The following is a 19,099-nucleotide window of genomic DNA, read 5'->3' on the forward strand; positions in this document are numbered from 1 at the left end:
CTGGAGGTTGCCCTATGTCCGAGCGAACGAGAGCCCTCGTCGAGTTCCGCAACATCACCAAGCGCTTCGGTGCCACGCAAGCGCTAAAGGGTGTGAGCTTCTCGATTATGCCGGGCGAGACGCTGGGTCTGCTCGGTGCCAACGGCGCCGGCAAGTCCACGCTCATCAAAGTGCTCTCCGGCAATTTCCTGCGCACGTCCGGCGAAATCCTGATCGAGGGCGAGCGGACCGAAATCCGCTCGCCGACCGAAGCGCGTGACTGCGGCATCGCGACCGTTCACCAGAACATCGACGATGCCGTGGTGTTCGGCATGACAGTGGCAGAAAATTTGCTGCTCGACGATCTCTCGACCGCCGACTCGCCCTTCTTTCTCAACCGCCGCAGCGTCATGGACCGCGCGCAGCAGGTGCAGCAGAAGTTGGGCCTCAAGCTACCGCTGGAAGCTCCGGTGGAGGAACTGTCAGCGAGCGGTCGGCAGGAGGTGGCGATCGCGCGCGCCCTAGTGAAGAACCCTAAGCTGTTGATCCTCGACGAGCCGACTTCGACGCTGTCGGCGCGTGAAGCGGAAAAATTGTTCGAGGCGGTGGCGGACCTCAAGCGGCGCGGTATCGCGGTGCTTTACGTCTCGCACCGCATGAGCGAGAGCCAGCAACTATGCAACCGCGCAGTCGTTTTGCGCAATGGTCAGATCGTTTCCGAGCACCAGTCACCGCTCGATACGAATGCGATAGCGACATCAATTCTCGGCGATCTGATCTTGTCGGCGAAACATGTCATCCGCCGCTCGGACCAGGTGCCGGTGTTTGTCGGACGCGGCTTGCGTGTGCGGCCCGATGCGGTGCCCGTCGACCTGACGTTCCGCAAGGGCGAGGTGATCGGTATCACCGGGCTCGTTGGCGCCGGGAAGACCGAGCTTCTGGAACAGATTTACGGTGCTATGCCGCTGGTTTCGGGCAAGATGCTGCTCAACGATCGGCCCTTCAAGCCGCGCGACGCAGCCGATGCGCTGACGAGGGGCGTGGCGATGGTGCCGGAGGAGCGCGCGAAGCAATCGATCTTCCCTGGCGAGGGCCTGGCGAAGCATTGCTCGATCGGCGCAATGGGATTCTTCAGCCGCTATGGCTTCATCGACCTACATAAAGAAGTGGCATTCACCCAGGATATCATCCGTGACTACAACGTCAAGTGTCCCGGCTGGGATGCCCCCATCGAGGCGCTGTCGGGAGGCAATCAGCAGAAGCTGTTAGTCGGCCGCTGGCTCAAGCACGGCTGGTCACTTCTAATTCTTGACGAACCGTTCCGGGGAATCGACATCGGAGCGCGCGGCATCATCTCGGACGCGCTGCGGGCTTTCTCGGAGTACAACTCGGTCGTAGTCTCGTCGTCGGACCCTGAGGAAGTGGTGGAGGTCGCCGACCGCGTACTCATTATGGTCGAAGGAGCGATCGCGGGCGAAGTTATGGCGGATGCGCTCAGCTCCGAAGAGCTTTCTGAAATCATGAGCCGGACCGGTGCAGCTCGGCAAGGCGTAAGTGGGGGCACCCTTCAATGACAATCCAAAACTCGCTCGCGCAGCCGGCCGAGCCTGGATCCACCCGCGGCAGCGCGGAAAAGCTGAAAGTCTTCATCTACCGCTACGGGCTTTTGGCCGTTCTGGTGCTGATGATTCTGTTCTTCTCCTGGCAGCAGCCGTTCTTCCGCACGTTCGCCAATGCAATGTTTATCCTGCAAGCGGCCTCGGTGGTCGCGGTGATCGGGCTTGGCGCCACGGTTTCGATGACGGTCGGCGGATTCGACCTGTCCGTAGGAGCGTCGATGTCGCTTGCGGTGATGGCAGCAACCGCGGCGATGGTGATCGGCGACCTCGGTGGCGCCCCAGCGATTCTGATCGCCGTGGCGGCGGGCGTCGCGGTCGGCCTATTCAACACTTTTCTCATTGTCTACGCCCGCATCCCCGATCTGGTGGCAACGCTCTCCGGCTTGTTCCTCATCAACGGGTTGACCTTGCTCGGCGTCTCGGGCCAGTCGATCGCGGAGGGTATGTCGTTCAACGGCAATGTCGCTCCGGGCAAGTTCTCGCCGCTATTCGGCTGGCTAGGTGGTGGGCGGCTGTTCGGTATCCCAGCGTCAGTCGTGGTCGCAGGTCTGATATTCATCGTCGTCATTGTGCTGCTCAATTACACGCGGTGGGGGCGGGCCTTCTACGCCGTTGGGGGCAATCCGATCGCAGCCGCGGCGGCCGGCATCCGCGTGGCGCGTTATCGCATGGCGGCATACCTGATCTCCGGCGCGTTGGCAGCAATCGCCGGAGTCATGTTAGCGGCCCGCTCCAACCGGGGCGACGTCAATGTGGGCGACGCGTACTTGCTGCAGGCCGTGTCCGCCGCGCTCGTGGGATATGCCGTGCTTGGCGCCAACAAAGCGAATGCCGTCGGTACGCTGGTTGGCGCGGTCTTCGTCGCCACACTAATCAACGGACTGACAATGTTCAATTTCCCGTACTACGCGCAAAGCTTCGTTCAGGGAGTGCTGCTCGTGGTCGCGTTGCTGATGAGTTACACGCTTGGCCCACGCCGCCGTTGAACTTAGTTCTTGGTCGGCGATCTTGTGCGCGGTTGACGAACAAGGAGCTGTTACGCAAGAGATCTCCTCCAATATCCAGGAGGCACACACGGGGCCCGCCGAGTGGCTTCGAGCATAGCCGACGTGAAGCGCCGCGCAACGGAGACCGGCTCGGCTTCGAGTTAACTGCTCACCTACGCGCAGATGCTGTCCAACGACAGCGCGCGGCTGAAGACAGAGGTCCGGAGATTCCTGATGACGGTTCTTGCAGCTTAAAGCCGTCTCGGCGCATTCGGAGGAACGGTACGGAAGACGGAAAACCGTGTGAAGTACTGCAGTGGAGGATTGAAACCTTTGCCCTATCGCGCACTCGAGAACGGTCATTGTGAACCTCGCTAACCGGCGCGTGCACAAGAGATTTCGGAGCCGCCACATCCCAGGACAATCGACTGTCGTTTGACTGCCGAAGCTACGAGGCGTCAGCGTCATAAGTTTGCTAATTGATCCTTGAGGATGACTGCTGCCAGTCCAGCAAATTGGTAGACAACGTGGCTTGAGTACGCCTGACGCGATCCGCGGATCACTTTCTGAACTACCGATTGTTCGACGTTACCCAATCTTACCCAAAGAGAGTTCGGAAAACCGCTTACGACGGAACAGCGGGCGCTAGCCTTGCCGACACTGCGGCCTCTCGAAGAGGAGGGGGCACGAGGTTTACGGGCCAAAGAGCTCACCGGAGGGGAATCATGCCAAGGAAGTACGCTGCTTGTCCGGACCGTTCAGCAAATTTTGCTAGGAAAGCTACCCTTATCTGCTCCACGCTTTTGGCCGGAACGGCCATGGCGCTTACCCACGCCAAGGCAGACGACATCAATTGGCGCCAGTTCGAAGGCGAGTCGATCGTCTGGGCCTCCGATATTCATCCATATGCCGATGCGGTTGCAGCCCAGCTGCCGGAATTCGAGAAGCTTACCGGCATCAAGGTGACGCCGGAGCTTTATCCGGACGATGCGTATTGGAATAAGTTGACGATCCAGCTCAGCACCAAATCACCAAGCTGGGACGTTGTCGGTACGGGCATTCAACCGGCTTGGGATCTTGCGCCCGGTCAATTGCTTGAGCCCCTCGACCGCTATCTGAACGATCCGAAACTTACGGCGGCCGGCTACGATTACAAGGATTTCTTCCCAGCACTACGAGATGCGCTGACTTGGAAGGTCAAGGAAGGCCAGATCGAGCCGGGAAGCGGGCAGGTGTGGGCCATTCCGCATGGCTTCGAGAATATCCAACTGTTCTAACGGAAGGACATCCTCGACAAGTATGGCATCAAGGTCCCTACGACCCCGCCGGAGATGTCCGCGGCATGCGAAAAGCTGAAGGCTGCCGATCCGACGATTACGCCCCTTGGCGTCCGCGGTGTGCGGTTCTGGAGCAGCATCCACACGGCCGCAATCTCGATCGCCAGGTCCTACGGGGTGCACGATTTCACCGTCAAGGACGGTAAGCTCGACACCGGCCTCGACTCACCCGAGTCGATCGCTTTCCACAAGGACTATGTGGACATGATCAAGAAGTGCGCGGCGCCCTCCTTTGCTAACGACAATTGGTACCAGGTGGTCGAAGGCATCAATTCCGGCCGCACAGCCATGGCGATCGATTCCAACATGTTTGGCTTTTGGAACGACGTTGCCGGCAAGCCAGCCTCAGGCAAAATAGCATTTGCGCCGCCCTTGCGTGCTCCGAATGCCAAAAACTTCGAATCCAACATCTGGATCTGGTCTTTGGCGATGAATGCGGCATCGCAAAAGAAGGGAGCTGCGTGGCTCTTCATCCAATGGGCGACTTCGAAGCAAGTGAAGCTCAACGGTGCCGTGGCCGGCAAGCTCGTCAACTCTCCGCGCACCTCGACCTGGACTGACAAGGCATGGCTCGAATACGCGGCAAAGCCTGAATTCAACAACTTTGTCGACACGTTCAAGAGCGTGCAGGACCGGGCAAAGCTGGCCTTTACAGCTCGCGTCGGCTTTGCCGAAGCAATGAATGCCTGGGCCGTTGCCATGCAGAAAATGGTCAACGGAGCTGACGTGAAGGCGACATTGACAGACCTCGCGGCCGAAATCCGATCGACCATGTGAAGTGCCGAGGGGGCGGCGGCGACCCGCTGCCCCTTCTTGCAATTAGAGATGTAGTCATATGGAACTTCGAGGATACGACGCAATCGTGACGCTGCAGTCTTCGGCCAGCCAACTTGCCTCCTCACAGGATCGGCGGATCAAGAGCGCTGAGGAGCCGCGTCTTGACTGGTGGAGCATTGCAGCAATTGCGCCAGCCATCGTCATACTTGTAGGATTTCTGCTTCTGTTCTTCTACGGCGTCTATCAGTCGTTGACTGACCTCAGGTTCGGTCGCCCCTTGGTCCACTTCATCGGCCTCAACAATTACGCGGCGCTGATTAAGACAGAGGATTTCTGGAATAGCATTCGCGCGACGCTGGTCTACTCTGGATCCGCCGTCCTTGCCGAGGCAGCCTTCGGTCTCGCGCTTGCCAAGCTGTTCGCGACCGAAGTCTTCCTGGCCCGCGTGATGCGGCCGGTCATTCTCCTGCCCCTCGTCCTACCCCCGATGAGCGTAGCGCTCATGTGGACGACCATGATGGACCCACAAAACGGGATCATGAATTATCTGTTGTCGCTTGTCGGGATCGGCCGATTTGCCTGGATCTCAGATCCCGTGACCGCAATGTTCTCCCTGGTCCTGATCGACGTATGGACCTACACGCCCTTCTTCGCACTCATCATCTTCGCCGGCCTTCAGGGCATCAATGAAGAGGTGAGAGAAGCCGCGCGCGTTAACGGTGCGAAGGGCTTGGCGACCTTTCTGCACATCGAGCAGCCTCTGATTGCTCCCTACATTCTGATCGCGGCGGTGTTTCGGCTGATCGAGTCTCTCAACCAGTTCGACATCATCTTCGGGACAACCCAAGGCGGGCCCGGCAACAGCACTTCGGTTCTTTCGGTACGTGCCTACATCACCGCGTTCCAGAATCTCGCTTTTGGGCGTGGCGCCGCACTGATGGTGGTCAATTGGCTGATCGTGCTAGTCGGGACGTTCGCCATGGTCAAGCTCTGGCGCTTTGTTCGCCAGCGCGTCAGCTGAAGAGGCCGCGCATGCGCGTCAATCGTTCGACTCCCGCCAATCTGATCCTCAACCTGCTCGTGGGCGTTTGCGCATTTATCCTAGCTTTTCCGCTTATCTGGATATTGATGATGTCGCTGAAGCAGCAGGCCGAAGTCATGACCTGGCCACCGACCTTTCTGTTCTCGCCGACCCTGGAGAATTTTCGCGTGCTGTTTGATGTCGCCCAGGCGGGGGCGACCAGCTATGGCACCATCAAAGTCGATTTCTTGACGCCGATCACCAACAGCGTCGTCATAGCGCTGGGCTCGGTCATCGTGTCTCTGCTCGTGGGCGTGCCGGCCGGCTACGTGCTGGCGCGGCGCGACATACCTCTCAAAGAGGACATTGCGTTCTTCATTCTTGGATTCCGCTTTGCCCCGGTTCTCCTGGTCGTCATCCCGCTCTTCAGCGTATTCCAGACCATCGGGCTATATGACACCTATCTCGGCATGATCTGGGTCTACCAGGTGGTCACACTGCCGATGATCGTCTGGCTGAGCCGCTCCTACATCGAGGACATCCCCAAGGACATCGAGGAGGCGGCTGCCATGGACGGCGCCAAACCCGTTCGCGTCGTGCTGCACATCGTGCTGCCACTGTTGAAGCCAGGACTGATCGGAGCCTCATTGCTCATCTTCCTGCTCGCCTGGCACAATTTTGCCCTCGGTCTAATGCTGAGCTCGACCAAGGCGCCGGTGACGGTCGCTCTGCTCAAGCTTCTCAATCCGGGCGTGCAGTTCTATCCCGTCATGGCGGCCGGGCTCGTCGTGACGATGATCATTCCCGTCATCCTGATCGTCATTGGCCAGCGTCACCTCGAACGCGGCCTCACCTTCGGTGCCGTAAAATGAACACCCGGCCATTGATGTTCTTCGGAACGACGAATCTCGATCTCTGCTTCAACGTCGAGCGACTGCCGACTCCAGGTGAAAGCCTGATGGGCGGCTTGACCCGTTACCCCGGAGGCAAGGGCGCCAATCAGGCCGTTGCTGCCGCCCGGCTTGGCCTCAAGCCACATTTCTACACGCGTCTCGGCGATGACGATGCCGGCCACTGGCTGTTGCAGTCCCTGATGCAGGCCGGCGTTCGCGCAGATGCCATTCAGATCTCTGCGGGCGAGGTCTCCGGTTCAGCCCTGGTCATGGTCGGCGACGACGGCTCGAACATGATCGTCATAGACCCTGGCACGAATTTGAACGTGACACCCGAGATGATCGAGCGCGCGGCCGAGTTCATCGCGCGCGATGCAATCGTTGTTGCGGAAATGGGGATGCCGATCTCGGCCCTTAATCGGCTCTTCGAGATGAAGGCGGACAAGGGTTTTGAACTCATCTTCAAGCCGGCGCCGGTCAGGCCCGGGCTTTCACCGGCCGCGTGGGCAAGCGTTGACTTCGTCACGCCGAACCAGACGGAAGCCTTTGAGCTCACAGGGATCGAAGTCCTCGACTTCCACACAGCCGCGGGCGCGGCCTTAAAGCTTCTCGATCTCGGTCCAGCTGCCGCCCTAATCACCTTGGGCGCGCAGGGCGCTTACTATGCCGACAAGAAGCAATCTTTTTCTCTGCGCGCCTTCCCGGTGAAGGTCGTGGATACCACGGCCGCAGGGGATGCTTTCAATGGCGCCTTCGCCGCTTCATTGGCTGAGAGCCTGCCCTTGAGGGAAGCCGTACGAAGGGCGCTCGCGGTGGCAGCCCTGTGCGTGACGCGCCGCGGTGCTCAAAGCTCGATGCCGAGCCGCGAGGCGGTTGGCGAATTTCTGCAATCACAAACGATCCTGGAGTTGGAATGACTGAACAGTTCTCAGTTTCGGATAGAACGGTGCTCGTAACCGGAGCCGGTGGAGGCATCGGGTCGGCCATTGTTTCAATGCATTCCGGGCGGGAGGGGCGAATGTCCTTGCCACCGATGCTAATCTCGCAAACCTCAGGGAGACCTTGGCTGGCCTGCCCCATGGCAACGGCGTACTGCCAATGGCGATGGATGTCGCGCGGGAGGACGATGTCGCAAGGGTGCTAGATGAGATTGCCAGACGTTTCGGCCGGCTCGATGTGCTGGTGAATAACGCCGGCATCAAGTCTGCCGAGCCGCTCCTGAACGGCAATTCGGAAAAGATCGAGCGCACGATCCAGATCAACTCAGTCGCTGTCCTGCGCTCCTCCAAACTGGTGGTCGACCGGTTCATGAAGGCGAAAGGTGGCCGTATCGTCAACGTCGGCTCCTCGCTGTCCTCGCAAGGTGCAGTCTTCAACTATCAGGCTGGCGGCGCCGACTACTGCTTGTCCAAGGCGATCGTCCACGATCTCACCAAGCTGCTCGCCTACGAATGCGCGCCGCTCAAGATCAATGTCAACGCAATCGCCCCTGGCATTATCGACACGCCCATGCACGGGCGTCCCCGGGAGGAGACCGAAGCCCGCCATAGTGGCCGGATCCCGCTGGGACGCGTGGGTCTACCGGAGAATATCGCGGGTCTTGCTGTCTTTCTCGCAAGCCCCGCGGCCTCATATATGACCGGGCAGATTCTTCACGTGAACGGCGGGATGCTGATGAATGGCTAATACCGCCCCGGCCCATAACTGGCCGCAAGTCAAAGGTATCATTTCGGATCTCGATGGCGTGGTTTATCGCGGCAACGCGGCGATACCAGATGCTATCCAGACATTTGGAGCTTGGCAGACGGCAGGATTGCCGTTCTGCTTCGTGACTAACAATTCCACCCATACCCCCGAAGATGTCTCCGCAAACTTGCGAGTTTCGGGCTTGTCGTCACGCCGAAAGACGTTGTCACGAGCGCCATCACTGCCGCCGAGCTCATTCGCGCGACATACAAGGATGCAACGCGCGTATTCGTCGTGGGCGCGCCATCGCTGGTGAAGGCCATCACCGAAGCGGGGCTCGATGTGACCGATCGCGAACCCGATGCCGTGGTCATGGGCCTCGATCGCTAGATAACGCATGAGAAGCTGCGGATTGCGGTCGAAGCGATCCTGAACGGTGCCGCATTCGTCGGCACCAACCCCGATCTCCTCCTGCCGACCGCAGGCGGTTTCGAACCTGGAGCAGGAGCAACGATCACAGCTGTAGCTGCTGCCACAGGCGTGAAGCCCTTGATTGTCGGGAAACCTGAGCCGCACATGATCGAGACGGCACTTTCCCGTCTCGGGACGGCGCGCAACGCCACATTGATGATTGGCGACCAGATCCAGACGGATATCCAGGCCGGAAAGCGAGCGAAGCTACCGACGGTGCTGGTCACGACCGGCGTGCCGCCCCGCGAAGACCCATCCCTGGTGCCACCTGATTTTATCGTCTCCAGCCTGGCAGAGATTGAGGTCCCGGCGGCGCTGGTCGAACGGATTCGACAGAGGAGTTCGTGATGGCCGATGTTCGTTTGGAAGGCGTCAACAAGGCCTATGGGACAATCCAGATCCTGCGGAACATTGATCTCACCATCGATCACGGCGAGTTCGTCGTGTTCGTCGGACCTTCGGGATCGGGCAAGTCGACGCTGTTGCGAATGATTGGAGGACTAGAACGAATCAGCGGCGGCCGGCTTCTGATTGACAACGAGCTCGTCAATGATGTCGATGCGGCGGATCGAAACCTCGGGATGGTGTTTCAGAGCTACGCGCTCTATCCGCACATGACTGTGCGCGAGAACCTTGCCTTTCCTCTGCGAATGGCAAAGGTTGCGAAGACCGGGATCGAGACCAGGGTCGCCGAGACTGCGTCGCTGCTACAGATCGATCATCTTCTGGACCGAAAACCCCGACAACTCTCGGGCGGCCAGCGTCAGCGCGTTGCGATTGGCCGCGCAATTGTTCGCGAACCCAAGGTGTTCCTATTCGACGAACCCCTGTCGAACCTTGATACCGAATTGCGGGTGCAGATGCGGGTTCAGATTGCCAAGCTCCACAAGCAGCTTGGGAATACCATGATCTACGTGACACACGACCAGGTGGAAGCCATGACAATGGCCGACAAGATCGTCGTACTCAAGGACGGCAACATCGAGCAGGTGGGAAGCCCGCATGATCTCTATCACAATCCGGCATCCCGGTTTGTGGCCGGATTCATCGGCTCACCCAAGATGAATTTCCTGGGCGGCCACATCGAGGCGGCGCACGAGGCGGGCATGGACGTCAGGCTCGACGCCGGGGCGACAGTCTCCGTCCCCGTGCAGCCGGATCAATTGCTCGTCGGCAAGCCGATCACACTCGGAATTCGCCCCGATGACTTCTCTCCATCTGCGGCGGAGAGGAAAGAGATCGCGATCGAACTCGACGTCGATTTCGTCGAGCATCTTGGCAGCGTCACCTACATCTACGGAAACGCTGGCAAGGAATCGGTGGTCGCAAAGGCGCCAAAGCCGGAGTCACAGAAGAGGTCTGGCAAGGTTCGTCTTGCGGCGTCGCCGGCGGACTGCCACCTGTTCGTGACGAACGGAAAGGCGCTGCGCCGGTTGCACGCGCCCGCAAATTGGAGCTAGTTTTCGCAACCGCCGTGCAGGAGGCGGGCAAGTCATGCACACGCGGACAGACCAGGCAAAGGGCGGCGGCATCAGGCGGTTCTTCCGCAACTCCCGCTCCTTTATGCTTGGGGCTGGAATAGGATCGGGCATGACCGCGCGAGCGGCCGAACGGGCGGGCGCGGATTTCGTTCTCGCCCTTAACGCCGGCCGATTTCGCGCGATGGGGGGCTCTTCGCCAGCCTCAATTCTTCCAATCCGCAATACAAACGAATTCGTGGCGGGCTTCGGCCGGACCGAGATCCTGCCCTCAACGAAATTGCCGGTATTTTTTGGCGCTTGTACCTTCGATCCGCAGCTGGATATCGACCGCTTTCTCGACCGCATCATGCGATGGGGTTTTTCAGGCGTCACCAATTTCCCGTCCGTCATCCACATTGATGACTACAGGAGATCACTGCTTGAAAGTTGCGGGCTCGGCTACGAGCGGGAAATCGAACTCCTGGTCAAAGCCGCAAAACGCGGCCTAATGACCATCGCTTATACTCGCACCCAGTCCGAAGCAAGGCGCATGGTTGAAGCTGGAGCTGAAGCCATCTGTATCAACTTCAATCTCAACCGCGCTGTCGAAAGCGGATGCGACTTGTCGATCAGCCTGTCGGAGCTTGCCGCGCGAACGAGCGCTGTTGCGCGTGTCGCTCAATCCGTCGACGTGAACGCAATTTGCCTGCTTGGTGGCGGGCCAATCACGAAGCCTGACGAACTCCTGGACATCTGCCGAGAAACGGGTGTGCAGGGTTTCATTGGCGGTTCGTCGCTCGACCGCATCCCGCTCGAAATGTCAGTTCTCGAGGTAACCTCGGGCTTTAAGACCATCCACTTATTGCGAGAGAAGGTCGATCTCCTCGAGCGCCAGCTCCAGTTGAGCGGATTCCGGCATGGCGTCATCGCGCAGTCCTCGATCATGAAGCACGTGCTTGAGACTGCAAGGCGCTTGGCAAGTAATCCCAATTCTGTGCTGGTGTGGGGCGAGGCGGGATCGGGAAAGCGAAGGATAGCGAACCTCGTCCATGCCTTTAGCGATCGGAGACACACGAAGGCCGCGCTGTTTCATTGCCGCCGAGGGCCGGCAATCGACACGGTCGGTGCGCTGTTCGGTGCCGAGAGCGCTGAGAATAGGAGGCGCCAACTGTCGCTCCTCGAAGCCGCAAGTGATTCCGCGCTCCTGCTGACGCATGTCGATCAGCTGTCGCGAGATGGGCAAGAGCGTCTCGCGGACTATCTCGAGACGGGTACTTTCACGCCGCTGAACGGCGTATCCGTTGTAAGGTCAAACGCCCGGATCATCGCAACCGCGACAGTGACCCGCGGAGCAAGCTTGGAAAGTGTTCTATGTCCCCGCCTTCTTGCCTTCTTTGCCGGGCTTGACATAGAACAACCCGCTTTGCCAAACCGTCTGGAGGACCTTCCACAGCTCATTCAGCATTTTGCCGTCGAAGCCAAGGGGGATTCGAATGCACAAACGCTGGCAATAGAGAAGTCCGCGTTCTTGGCGTTAGCGGGCCACCATTGGCCCGGAAATTTGAGAGAATTGCGCCAGATCGTCAATCAACTGGTGATGGTGAAAGACGCGCATATAACTGCTGACGTCCTCAAGCCGCTTCTGAACTCGACGTCGCCCGCTCGGCCCAAAGGAGCATTCTCCGAGCGCGAGTGGTTCATCGAAGGCCTAAAACGAAACAGGCTCCACCGTGGCAAGACCGCACAATCTCTTGGGCTTTCAAGGAAGACGCTTTACAACAAGATAAAGAAACTGCGGATCCTAGAATAGCCTACCCTCATTTCTTGCGTCGGGTTTGCTGCGACGTAGTCGCATGCAAAAACGAGAACCTTGGCATCGACGATGCCTGTTGGCCAAGGCTGATCAACCCCATTTCGTCGCAAATCCTACGCGCAAGAGCCTCTTCGGGCAAATACACAATACCTTCGAGATGCGCTCCAAGTCTCGTCTCTGCCATCGTGATCTCAGAATCCTTGGCAGCAACAAACAGGATTTTGAATCCCAGGCTGGCGAACCATTCCATACGTCGAAGTTCGAGCTCCAGTCCGGAGTTAATTGGCATGCCATCCGTAGCCTGCTCAATGATAGATGCAGGTGGGAAATTTGTGACGCCGGAGATTCTCGCCTCTTTCAGCAAGTCGGCAAAATCCTCCCAACAGGCAAAGGGATCGATCATGACCATCGCCGCGTAGGCGCGAATGGACGCTTGCTTGTCGAGGCTGCGCAAATCTCGCAAAAGACAGTCATTCCAGTCGACGACAGGTAAAGTCGCCATTACGAGCATCGAGTCTGCTGGAAAGCTCCGCAGGGACGGCGCGTAGATTTCCAAGGGCGCGCCTCTAGATGCGGCCGTTAAGCGCGTGGCAAGCTTGCAGCTGACTATACCCATTCTTACCCACCCGGAAGTATCGCCGATGTTATACAATGCTTCAGCCCGGTCTAGACCTCCTATTGTTGAGAATGCTCCGGGAGGAAATTCGTGTCTCATTATTTGGCGGACGGCCAAGCGTCGGTCCCGGATGGAGCCTCGCCTGTAAATGTTTCAATCCGTGCGTGTGAAAGCCGGCGTCACCCTTGTCGGTGGTTGGTTGAAGCTGAAGCAAAAATCACCCGCTGGATCCTTTCGCGGCCACTAAGGGGAAATCTCGCGGCCGCCAGTGATGGGAAAGAGGTGTTCCGCTTCACCGCAACCTTCAATGGTCTGGATCACGCGCAAGCGCCAAAGCCCGTGCCGACCCTCGCTCTCCGAATGCGAGAGTGGCGGCGCAAGTCTCCAGCCTGGTCCAGCGTCTCGTCCGGAATCTCTCCGAACTGGGGGGCACCAGGAAAATCTAATTCAATCGGTAATTTGGTCGCGGTGGTCTCCGGCGTCCTATGTCGATGCGTTGGGCGACCAACTATCCGATTTGTCGCCTGCTAACGATAGCCTTCGGCTCCGCTGGCAGACCGGTTCGTCTGCCTTCCTCCCTCAACTTAAGCCGCTGTTGGAGAAATCTGACAGCGGCTTTTTCTTAAAGGACACTAGGCATCTCATTCATTGAAGCGCGAGTGTCGCTAACGAGCGCGCCAATCCTCAAGGGCGGGACCCTTCCACGCTCTCGGCATTGAAGGAACACGCCCGTACCTCCAAAGGCAGTGAGATAGTAAAATTCGATTAGACCGAAGACTTTATGAGTGAGACAAATGAGGTAGAGTCAGTTCGCCTTTGCCCGAGGCAACCGAGGCGTTTAACTTGTTCGCAGCCGCAGCTAGGATCGGCACCGAAACTACGTTCTCGCCCGCTAGGCGCACAGCGCAATTAATATCCTTTGCGGAATTGGCAATTGAGACGGCCAGAACATCGGGTTTTTCGCCCAACAAAAAGGCAGCGAAGGCTTGGAATATTCCGCTGTTAGTGGAACCGCGGCTGACCAGAGAGCGGAGTGTTACAAGATCAATGTCAAGAGCCTTTGCGAATTGGCAGACCTCTGCTGCGACGGCCGCTATGCCCATAGTCATGCTGTTGTAAACAAGCTTGAGCTTATGACCCTGTCCGACTTCTCCGACATGAAGAACGGTCTCACAAAATGCAGCAAGAATGCCTTCCGCCACAGGAAAGAGCGTCTCGTTCGATCCAACGATCGCATTGAGAAGGCCGAACTCAGCTTGTTCGGGGCTACGTGTTACTGGGGCATCTACAAAACCTAGGCCATGTTCTTGAGCCTGCTCCGCCAGTGTAACTGTCGAAGCAGGATAAGATGTCGTGCAGTCAATTATCAAACCGCCACGGGACATATGGACAAAAAGCCCATCCTGCCCAAGGCACACTGCCTCAACCTCGCGGCTTGACGGTAGGGACAACACCACAGCGCTTACATGTTGCGCCAACTCAGCGATCGAAGGATGTTCACGGGCACCGGCTGAAGCAAATCGATTCGCACCGAAACGATTCTTGTTGGCTTTGATATGCAGTTCAATTTGATGACGCATCAGGCTAATACCCATTCCAGTTCCCATTCGCCCGACGCCGACAAGACCTATTCTCTGTTTCGCAGTGCTAGGACCTGCGTTTGGTGATGATGCCTCGCTGAACATGGTTCATGCACTCTAGAAAAAGCCGTGCCTTTGTAAGATAGGCAACAGCTCATGATGGTTGTTAATCGAATAGTCAGGATTTGCCGCCCGCAAGCGCGAGTCCGAAACAAAACCTCCGGTGATCGATATGCTTATGAGTGCGAGATTGCGTGCGATGTCCATTTCGATCGGCATATCGCCGATGATAAACGTCGACGCCGGGTCGAGGCTGTACTTCTGCATGTAGAGGCGAAGCCGCTCTCCTTTGCTCATCGATTTGTATTGAGTGGCGCGGCTTTCAAAGGCGAGAGCTTCGTTGATGTAGTCATGGATTCCAAGTCTTCTCAATTGGGACCGAAGGGGGGCAACGATATGGTTGCTCACGATGACGGACAAAGCTGCTTCTCGGTGCGCTAGCTCCAGCACTCTACGCGCGCCCTCGCGCAGATCGGCGCGATCCGCAAGTGGTTCATAGGTGTTGTGAAAGACAGCGCTGCCATCGCGATCCACGGCCGCAACCTCGTCCTGCGACATTCCGAGATTGCGATAAAGAAGAGATAGCGGGAGGTCGCAATGTTCCCGAAACGTCTCCATATTGATCGGCGCGTAACCAAAGCGGTTCAGAATAGCATTAGTCGTTTGAAGCAGTGCGTGCGCATCATCGAGCAACGTTCCATTCCAATCAAAGACGAGAACGGGTTTCATTAATGACCTCAAGCGTGAACTGATTGCATGCGGGGAAGATCAGCCACCAATTCGCGCAGATTCCTGTCCGCCCGCTCCTGTCCCGCCCGAGTTGGCATCTCGAATGTAAAGGGTGACAGATCGAAGCTCTCCGGTCTCAGGGGCAGCAACGATTCTAGCAGTGGGAAGGGCAGATACGTTATCGAGGCTGCGTTGATGGATGTCGCGATGTTGCTTTCGATGAGTCTCAAAACGTGGGGTTCCATCTTGTGAAAGCGAAGGCTTTGCGTTCGCTGCTCGGACGGCAGTCGTTTCCAAATCTGCCAGAATGCGAGCTCATCGAGTGTGTTGATACCCATGCCGTAGTAGTTCGGAGCCACTATAGGCGGCGAACCGATCGCCCAATGCACGGCTTTGGCTCCGGCGGTAAGGAGCATGCTCGTGACAGCTCGACTGGTATCGCCGCGAATGAGTGCTTCGTCGACAATTACTACGCTGGTTTTAGTCAGGTCAGTTTCCAGTACTCGGTACTTTTGAGAAATGCGGGACTTTCGCTCGTCGGTCGTGCCGATGAGCGTTCGCTGAAGAAACGTCGTGGCGACCACTTCACGACGCTCGGCGAGCAGCCCGTATTCCGCGAGAGATGCGTACAGGCCATCGGCGAACGGACCACCTGTACGCGGCTTGGAGGAAACGAGTGTGCAGGTAGGATCTGCTTCAGCTTGCAGTCGCTGCGCAACAATCCCACCCAAGGCAGCACCGATATTGTACCGGGTTTCGAAATGTGAATGGCCTTCGACCGACGTATTCGGACTTCCTAAATAGAGAGCTTCGTACGCGCAGAGCCTGGCTTTATGTCGCCCGTTGTGCACGGCACGACTAACGCTGCCCCCCGTCGTTCCGTCCACATACGTTATGTGGCCCGGCGAGATCTGCCGCGTCTTACCCTCGAGAGCGGCAAAGGCACAATTTTCAGAGGCGAAGAGCAAGAACCCGTCATCTGTTTGCATGGTCTCCAACGGTCGCAAGCCGCTTCGATTGCGGTAAGCAATGAGATTTCCGTCTCCGTCCAGGAAAAGCGCGCTAATAGCGCCGTCAATACGATCGTCAATCTCTCGAAAAACGGTTTCGTAATTGGCCGCTAGACCGTGGCGCCAGTAGTGTCGTTCACAACAGCGTTCAATACACTTGAGCAAGAGCTCAGCATCTGTGTTGACGGTTGATCGTTGCTCCTGGGCAAGAAAGGCTCCCCTGAGTTCACGAGCATTGACCAAGGCCTCATCCAGAGAAATGGCCAGATGGCGGCTGGTGCCTGCATTGTTATGAATTGACTGAAGGTCGACGCCATCACTGAGTTCGCGGCATCGGCTACGGACTTGAGCGATTGCAACATGAGGCCGAAAACGCCGATCTTGTTCGTTGGGATCAATGCGCACTGAAGCGCTCGATGACTGAAACGCTCTCCCATATCGAATACCTTGTTTGTGCATGAAAGCCGCAACGCCGACCGCCGCCTGGCCACGAAGCGCAAGTTTCGGGATCATGTGCTCGAGTCGATCATAAACATCCGCCTGCGAATTGCTTGAAGGACAAAAAAACGCAGCAGCAACGCCGGACATGCCTTTACCCCTCTTGTCGAAGAACCGATGTCCCGGCTCGCATCATTGGCGAATGCACCACGGCGTGACGACGTGGCTCTGCTCTCTTTAAGCAAGCGCCGTACCACTCCTCAGACGAGCTGGCTCGCGCTGATGCAACAACGAAGGTCGAGATACGCAAACAGTTTGGCGACCCGCGATGAGCTCCGTGTCCGAATCCCGACATTCTGTCTAAGGTGCGACGAGCTCGTCCGAAAAGTGTCAGGCGCCGACCGTTGGTCTGAGACTCTCACGCTCGCGCGTGGGTACGAGGCAGTGTCCTCACATTAGCGAGCATGACCAATGCGAGTCGCGCCAAGCCGGCCGCGGGGCTTTGCTGGCATCCAGCAGAAGGAAGTATTGCCCGGATGAACTACCAACAATAGTGATTGATCAAGAGATGGTTTCTTGGCAATGAACGGTGGGTAACTGCTGCGGATCACGCGCTGATCGCAAGGCAGATGGGAGGAGGTCGGCAATTAAGATCAACCACAATCGACTATCGTCAACGGGCTAGTCGAGGCGGCAAGGCGGGTCGCAGAACGATCACATGGAGGTTGTGGCGTGTTGAGGCTGAACGCTGCCATGCGCTCGTTGATGAAGACAGGAGCTTCGGCAAGTTGGCAGATGGCACGACTCGTGGCGCGCTCACCAGCCCGCATTGCATGGTGGCGTCCTGCCGAGCGACATCGGGGTCCAAAAGTCGATCTGTTTGTTCCCAGCATTATCGCCGTGCCAATACTACTGAAGGTCGGCTGCGGTTGGCTCTGGTCCGCGTCTTGTGCGTGTTCGGCTTCAATTCCGGAGTAGTCGCAACCACGTGTTGTGCATATTGAGAAAGGGCTTGGTGGTTTCGGTGAACTCTCGGCGGTTGGGAAGAGCTTGTTCAACCCGAAGAGCGATATCTCCGAAACAGATCAAGGAACGTCCGGTCACGCGGCTGGGATCACTTCACAAGCGCGACAACTTTGCAGGAGAGCGCCTATGCCGTCGCGCCCGATGTCCTTCCTTTCTAGATCCCGAAAAGCCGGCCACGACTTAGCCACGGTAGCTGTGATTGGGCGCCGGTTCATTGATCTGGCAACCGACGAAATCGTCGTCGAGCCGTCCTCATCAGTGTGCGAAGGAGCGATGGCTGCGGTCAACGCCGAAGCGAACCGCTATGTCGATCTCATTGGGCTTACGTCCCTTCGCAGGGCCGTCGCCGAAAAGCTCTCGGTCGAAACGCGCGTTGGTTGGAGTGCGGAAGAGATCGTAATCACTACGGGCGCGCAGCAAGCGCTGCTCTATGCGGCCGTGACTGTCCTAGCGCCGGGCGACGAGGTTATCATTATTCGCCCCTGGCGGCCGATATTGCTGTCCCAGGTCGTTCTCGCTGGTGCAGCACCAGTGTTCGTTGATGCTCGCTGCCCGAGATATATTCCCGATATCAGTGCAATCCGAGTTGCTGTCACACCGCAGACGAAAGCTATAATAATCAATTCGCCAAATAACCCGACCGGCGCAGTCTACAATCGAACGATACTACAAGATATCGGCGAACTCGCTATCGAACGCCAGATATGGATCATTTCCGATGAGTGCTACTCGGGACTGGTATTCACTGGTTTTCGTCACCACGAGTCGATCGTCATGGCGCACCCCCGGGTACGTTCGCGGACGATCATAGTCAAGTCGTTTTCAAGGGAGTTGATGATAACCGGCTGGCGCTTGGGCTATTTCGCCGCGCCCGCGCAGCTCGTTTCCGCGGTAAGAAAGCTTCAGAGCCATGCAATCGCAACTCCGAATGTAATCGCGCAGCAGGCGATCCTGCACCACCTTCAAGCCAGCGATGGCAGCTTTGAGGAGCAGATCTATCAGCGTCTTGTCGACGCTCGCAACATAGGTCTTCACATCCTTTCTGATCTACGCGATGTAACTCCATCCCGCGCCGATGGTTCGTTCTGTTTTTATCTCAATCTGAGTCGGCTTTTGTCTGCTTTGCGGACTGAAGGCTCAGTGCGATCTGCCGATGACATCGCACGAGTGCTCCTCGAAGAAGCTAATGTAGGATGTGTTCCAGGCGACGCTTTCGGCGACGCGAACGGCCTACGTCTCTCCTTCGGTGCTCCACCGGAGCTATTGGAGATGGGGCTCAAACGCATCGTCGAGGCGCTCAACGGTCTAAGGCGCGGGCAGCCAGGGACCTAACCGCATCAGAAATGAAGGAATTTGAGCTGAGTGTCCGTCGTTCACCTCATCCATTGCCGCTAAGCGGCGGATAGGGCTTTCGATATCTTGTTAACGGCGAGATTGCTCTATTTCAAAATTAAGCCCTAGCGATGCCGCCACTTCTGGCGATCAATCTCCTGATCTGGTCCGTGATAAGGGCATCGCTGTGAGTCTCACTCAAGAGTCGAGCTCAAAACGTCTAACGTGGGCCAGTCATAAACTGCAAAATCGAACTCGATCCGAAC

General features: G+C 57.6%; 14 protein-coding genes and 3 pseudogenes. 13 read left to right on the plus strand and 4 right to left on the minus strand.

Annotated features, from left to right (window positions below; translation table 11 throughout):
* The first annotated feature begins 14 nt into the window (after positions 1–14).
* From ACWAT4_RS39700 to ACWAT4_RS39755, 12 genes and pseudogenes are all read left to right on the plus strand, one after another.
* Positions 15–1,553 (plus strand): sugar ABC transporter ATP-binding protein, encoded by a 1,539-nt coding sequence (locus tag ACWAT4_RS39700; RefSeq protein ID WP_164934141.1) that lies wholly within the window; start codon positions 15–17, stop codon positions 1,551–1,553.
* Positions 1,554–1,663: 110 nt separating this feature from the next.
* Entirely contained in the window at positions 1,664–2,584 is a 921-nt protein-coding gene (locus tag ACWAT4_RS39705; protein ID WP_245478061.1) for an ABC transporter permease, read from the plus strand.
* Positions 2,585–2,597: 13 nt separating this feature from the next.
* Positions 2,598–2,839, plus strand: a pseudogene (locus ACWAT4_RS39710) (hypothetical protein); the annotation flags it as partial.
* A gap of 563 nt (positions 2,840–3,402) precedes the next feature.
* Positions 3,403–4,698, plus strand: a pseudogene (locus ACWAT4_RS39715) (extracellular solute-binding protein).
* A gap of 58 nt (positions 4,699–4,756) precedes the next feature.
* A complete protein-coding gene (locus ACWAT4_RS39720) occupies positions 4,757–5,719 on the plus strand; it encodes a carbohydrate ABC transporter permease (RefSeq protein ID WP_128929768.1) in 963 nt (320 codons plus the stop codon).
* An 11-nt stretch (positions 5,720–5,730) separates the two neighbouring features.
* Positions 5,731–6,591, plus strand: a complete 861-nt coding sequence (locus ACWAT4_RS39725) for a carbohydrate ABC transporter permease (RefSeq protein WP_128929767.1) — start codon at positions 5,731–5,733, stop codon at positions 6,589–6,591.
* Positions 6,588–7,529, plus strand: a complete 942-nt coding sequence (locus tag ACWAT4_RS39730) for a ribokinase (RefSeq protein WP_128929766.1) — start codon at positions 6,588–6,590, stop codon at positions 7,527–7,529. The genes ACWAT4_RS39725 and ACWAT4_RS39730 overlap by 4 nt, the downstream gene beginning before the upstream one ends.
* A 136-nt stretch (positions 7,530–7,665) precedes the next feature.
* A pseudogene (locus ACWAT4_RS39735) lies at positions 7,666–8,298 on the plus strand (SDR family NAD(P)-dependent oxidoreductase); the annotation flags it as partial.
* Positions 8,291–8,614: an HAD family hydrolase gene (locus tag ACWAT4_RS39740; RefSeq protein ID WP_430648592.1), complete on the plus strand. Its 324-nt coding sequence runs from the start codon at positions 8,291–8,293 to the stop codon at positions 8,612–8,614. The pseudogene ACWAT4_RS39735 and the gene ACWAT4_RS39740, both read left to right, overlap by 8 nt.
* Positions 8,615–8,874: 260 nt before the next feature.
* Positions 8,875–9,117: an HAD hydrolase-like protein gene (locus ACWAT4_RS39745; RefSeq protein ID WP_232995604.1), complete on the plus strand. Its 243-nt coding sequence runs from the start codon at positions 8,875–8,877 to the stop codon at positions 9,115–9,117.
* Positions 9,117–10,229: an ABC transporter ATP-binding protein gene (locus tag ACWAT4_RS39750; protein ID WP_128929765.1), complete on the plus strand. Its 1,113-nt coding sequence runs from the start codon at positions 9,117–9,119 to the stop codon at positions 10,227–10,229. The genes ACWAT4_RS39745 and ACWAT4_RS39750 overlap by 1 nt, the downstream gene beginning before the upstream one ends.
* A 34-nt stretch (positions 10,230–10,263) precedes the next feature.
* A complete protein-coding gene (locus tag ACWAT4_RS39755) occupies positions 10,264–12,039 on the plus strand; it encodes a phosphoenolpyruvate hydrolase family protein (RefSeq protein WP_188637435.1) in 1,776 nt (591 codons plus the stop codon).
* A gap of 7 nt (positions 12,040–12,046) precedes the next feature.
* On the opposite strand, the gene ACWAT4_RS39760 is transcribed toward ACWAT4_RS39755, so the two are convergent.
* The 4 genes from ACWAT4_RS39760 to ACWAT4_RS39775 all read right to left on the minus strand — a co-directional run bounded on the left by ACWAT4_RS39760 (position 12,047) and on the right by ACWAT4_RS39775 (position 16,625).
* Positions 12,047–12,598, minus strand: coding sequence for a hypothetical protein (locus tag ACWAT4_RS39760; RefSeq protein ID WP_232995603.1), 552 nt, complete (start codon positions 12,596–12,598; stop codon positions 12,047–12,049).
* An 839-nt stretch (positions 12,599–13,437) separates the two neighbouring features.
* The gene (locus tag ACWAT4_RS39765; RefSeq protein WP_128929762.1) at positions 13,438–14,343 is read right to left on the minus strand and encodes an NAD(P)-dependent oxidoreductase; all 906 of its coding nucleotides are present in this window, start codon (positions 14,341–14,343) and stop codon (positions 13,438–13,440) included.
* A 12-nt stretch (positions 14,344–14,355) separates the two neighbouring features.
* Positions 14,356–15,027: an HAD family hydrolase gene (locus ACWAT4_RS39770; RefSeq protein ID WP_128929761.1), complete on the minus strand. Its 672-nt coding sequence runs from the start codon at positions 15,025–15,027 to the stop codon at positions 14,356–14,358.
* 8 nt (positions 15,028–15,035) lie between these two features.
* The gene (locus ACWAT4_RS39775; RefSeq protein ID WP_232995602.1) at positions 15,036–16,625 is read right to left on the minus strand and encodes an amidophosphoribosyltransferase; all 1,590 of its coding nucleotides are present in this window, start codon (positions 16,623–16,625) and stop codon (positions 15,036–15,038) included.
* Between the two features lie 1,002 nt (positions 16,626–17,627).
* Between ACWAT4_RS39775 and ACWAT4_RS39780 the strand changes: the two genes are divergently transcribed.
* Complete coding sequence (locus tag ACWAT4_RS39780; RefSeq protein WP_237866559.1) at positions 17,628–18,833, plus strand: pyridoxal phosphate-dependent aminotransferase; 1,206 nt, start codon at positions 17,628–17,630, stop codon at positions 18,831–18,833.
* The last annotated feature ends 266 nt before the right edge of the window (positions 18,834–19,099 follow it).

Source organism: Bradyrhizobium sp. T-1 (assembly GCF_053592855.1).

Coding starts and splice junctions, on each gene's coding strand:
- ACWAT4_RS39700 (WP_164934141.1), top strand. CDS start 15: ATGTCCGAGCGAACGAGAGCCCTCGTCGAGTTCCGCAACATCACCAAG.
- ACWAT4_RS39705 (WP_245478061.1), top strand. CDS start 1,664: ATGATTCTGTTCTTCTCCTGGCAGCAGCCGTTCTTCCGCACGTTCGCC.
- ACWAT4_RS39720 (WP_128929768.1), top strand. CDS start 4,757: ATGGAACTTCGAGGATACGACGCAATCGTGACGCTGCAGTCTTCGGCC.
- ACWAT4_RS39725 (WP_128929767.1), top strand. CDS start 5,731: ATGCGCGTCAATCGTTCGACTCCCGCCAATCTGATCCTCAACCTGCTC.
- ACWAT4_RS39730 (WP_128929766.1), top strand. CDS start 6,588: ATGAACACCCGGCCATTGATGTTCTTCGGAACGACGAATCTCGATCTC.
- ACWAT4_RS39740 (WP_430648592.1), top strand. CDS start 8,291: ATGGCTAATACCGCCCCGGCCCATAACTGGCCGCAAGTCAAAGGTATC.
- ACWAT4_RS39745 (WP_232995604.1), top strand. CDS start 8,875: ATGATCGAGACGGCACTTTCCCGTCTCGGGACGGCGCGCAACGCCACA.
- ACWAT4_RS39750 (WP_128929765.1), top strand. CDS start 9,117: ATGGCCGATGTTCGTTTGGAAGGCGTCAACAAGGCCTATGGGACAATC.
- ACWAT4_RS39755 (WP_188637435.1), top strand. CDS start 10,264: ATGCACACGCGGACAGACCAGGCAAAGGGCGGCGGCATCAGGCGGTTC.
- ACWAT4_RS39765 (WP_128929762.1), bottom strand. CDS start 14,343: ATGTTCAGCGAGGCATCATCACCAAACGCAGGTCCTAGCACTGCGAAA.
- ACWAT4_RS39770 (WP_128929761.1), bottom strand. CDS start 15,027: ATGAAACCCGTTCTCGTCTTTGATTGGAATGGAACGTTGCTCGATGAT.
- ACWAT4_RS39775 (WP_232995602.1), bottom strand. CDS start 16,625: ATGTCCGGCGTTGCTGCTGCGTTTTTTTGTCCTTCAAGCAATTCGCAG.
- ACWAT4_RS39780 (WP_237866559.1), top strand. CDS start 17,628: ATGCCGTCGCGCCCGATGTCCTTCCTTTCTAGATCCCGAAAAGCCGGC.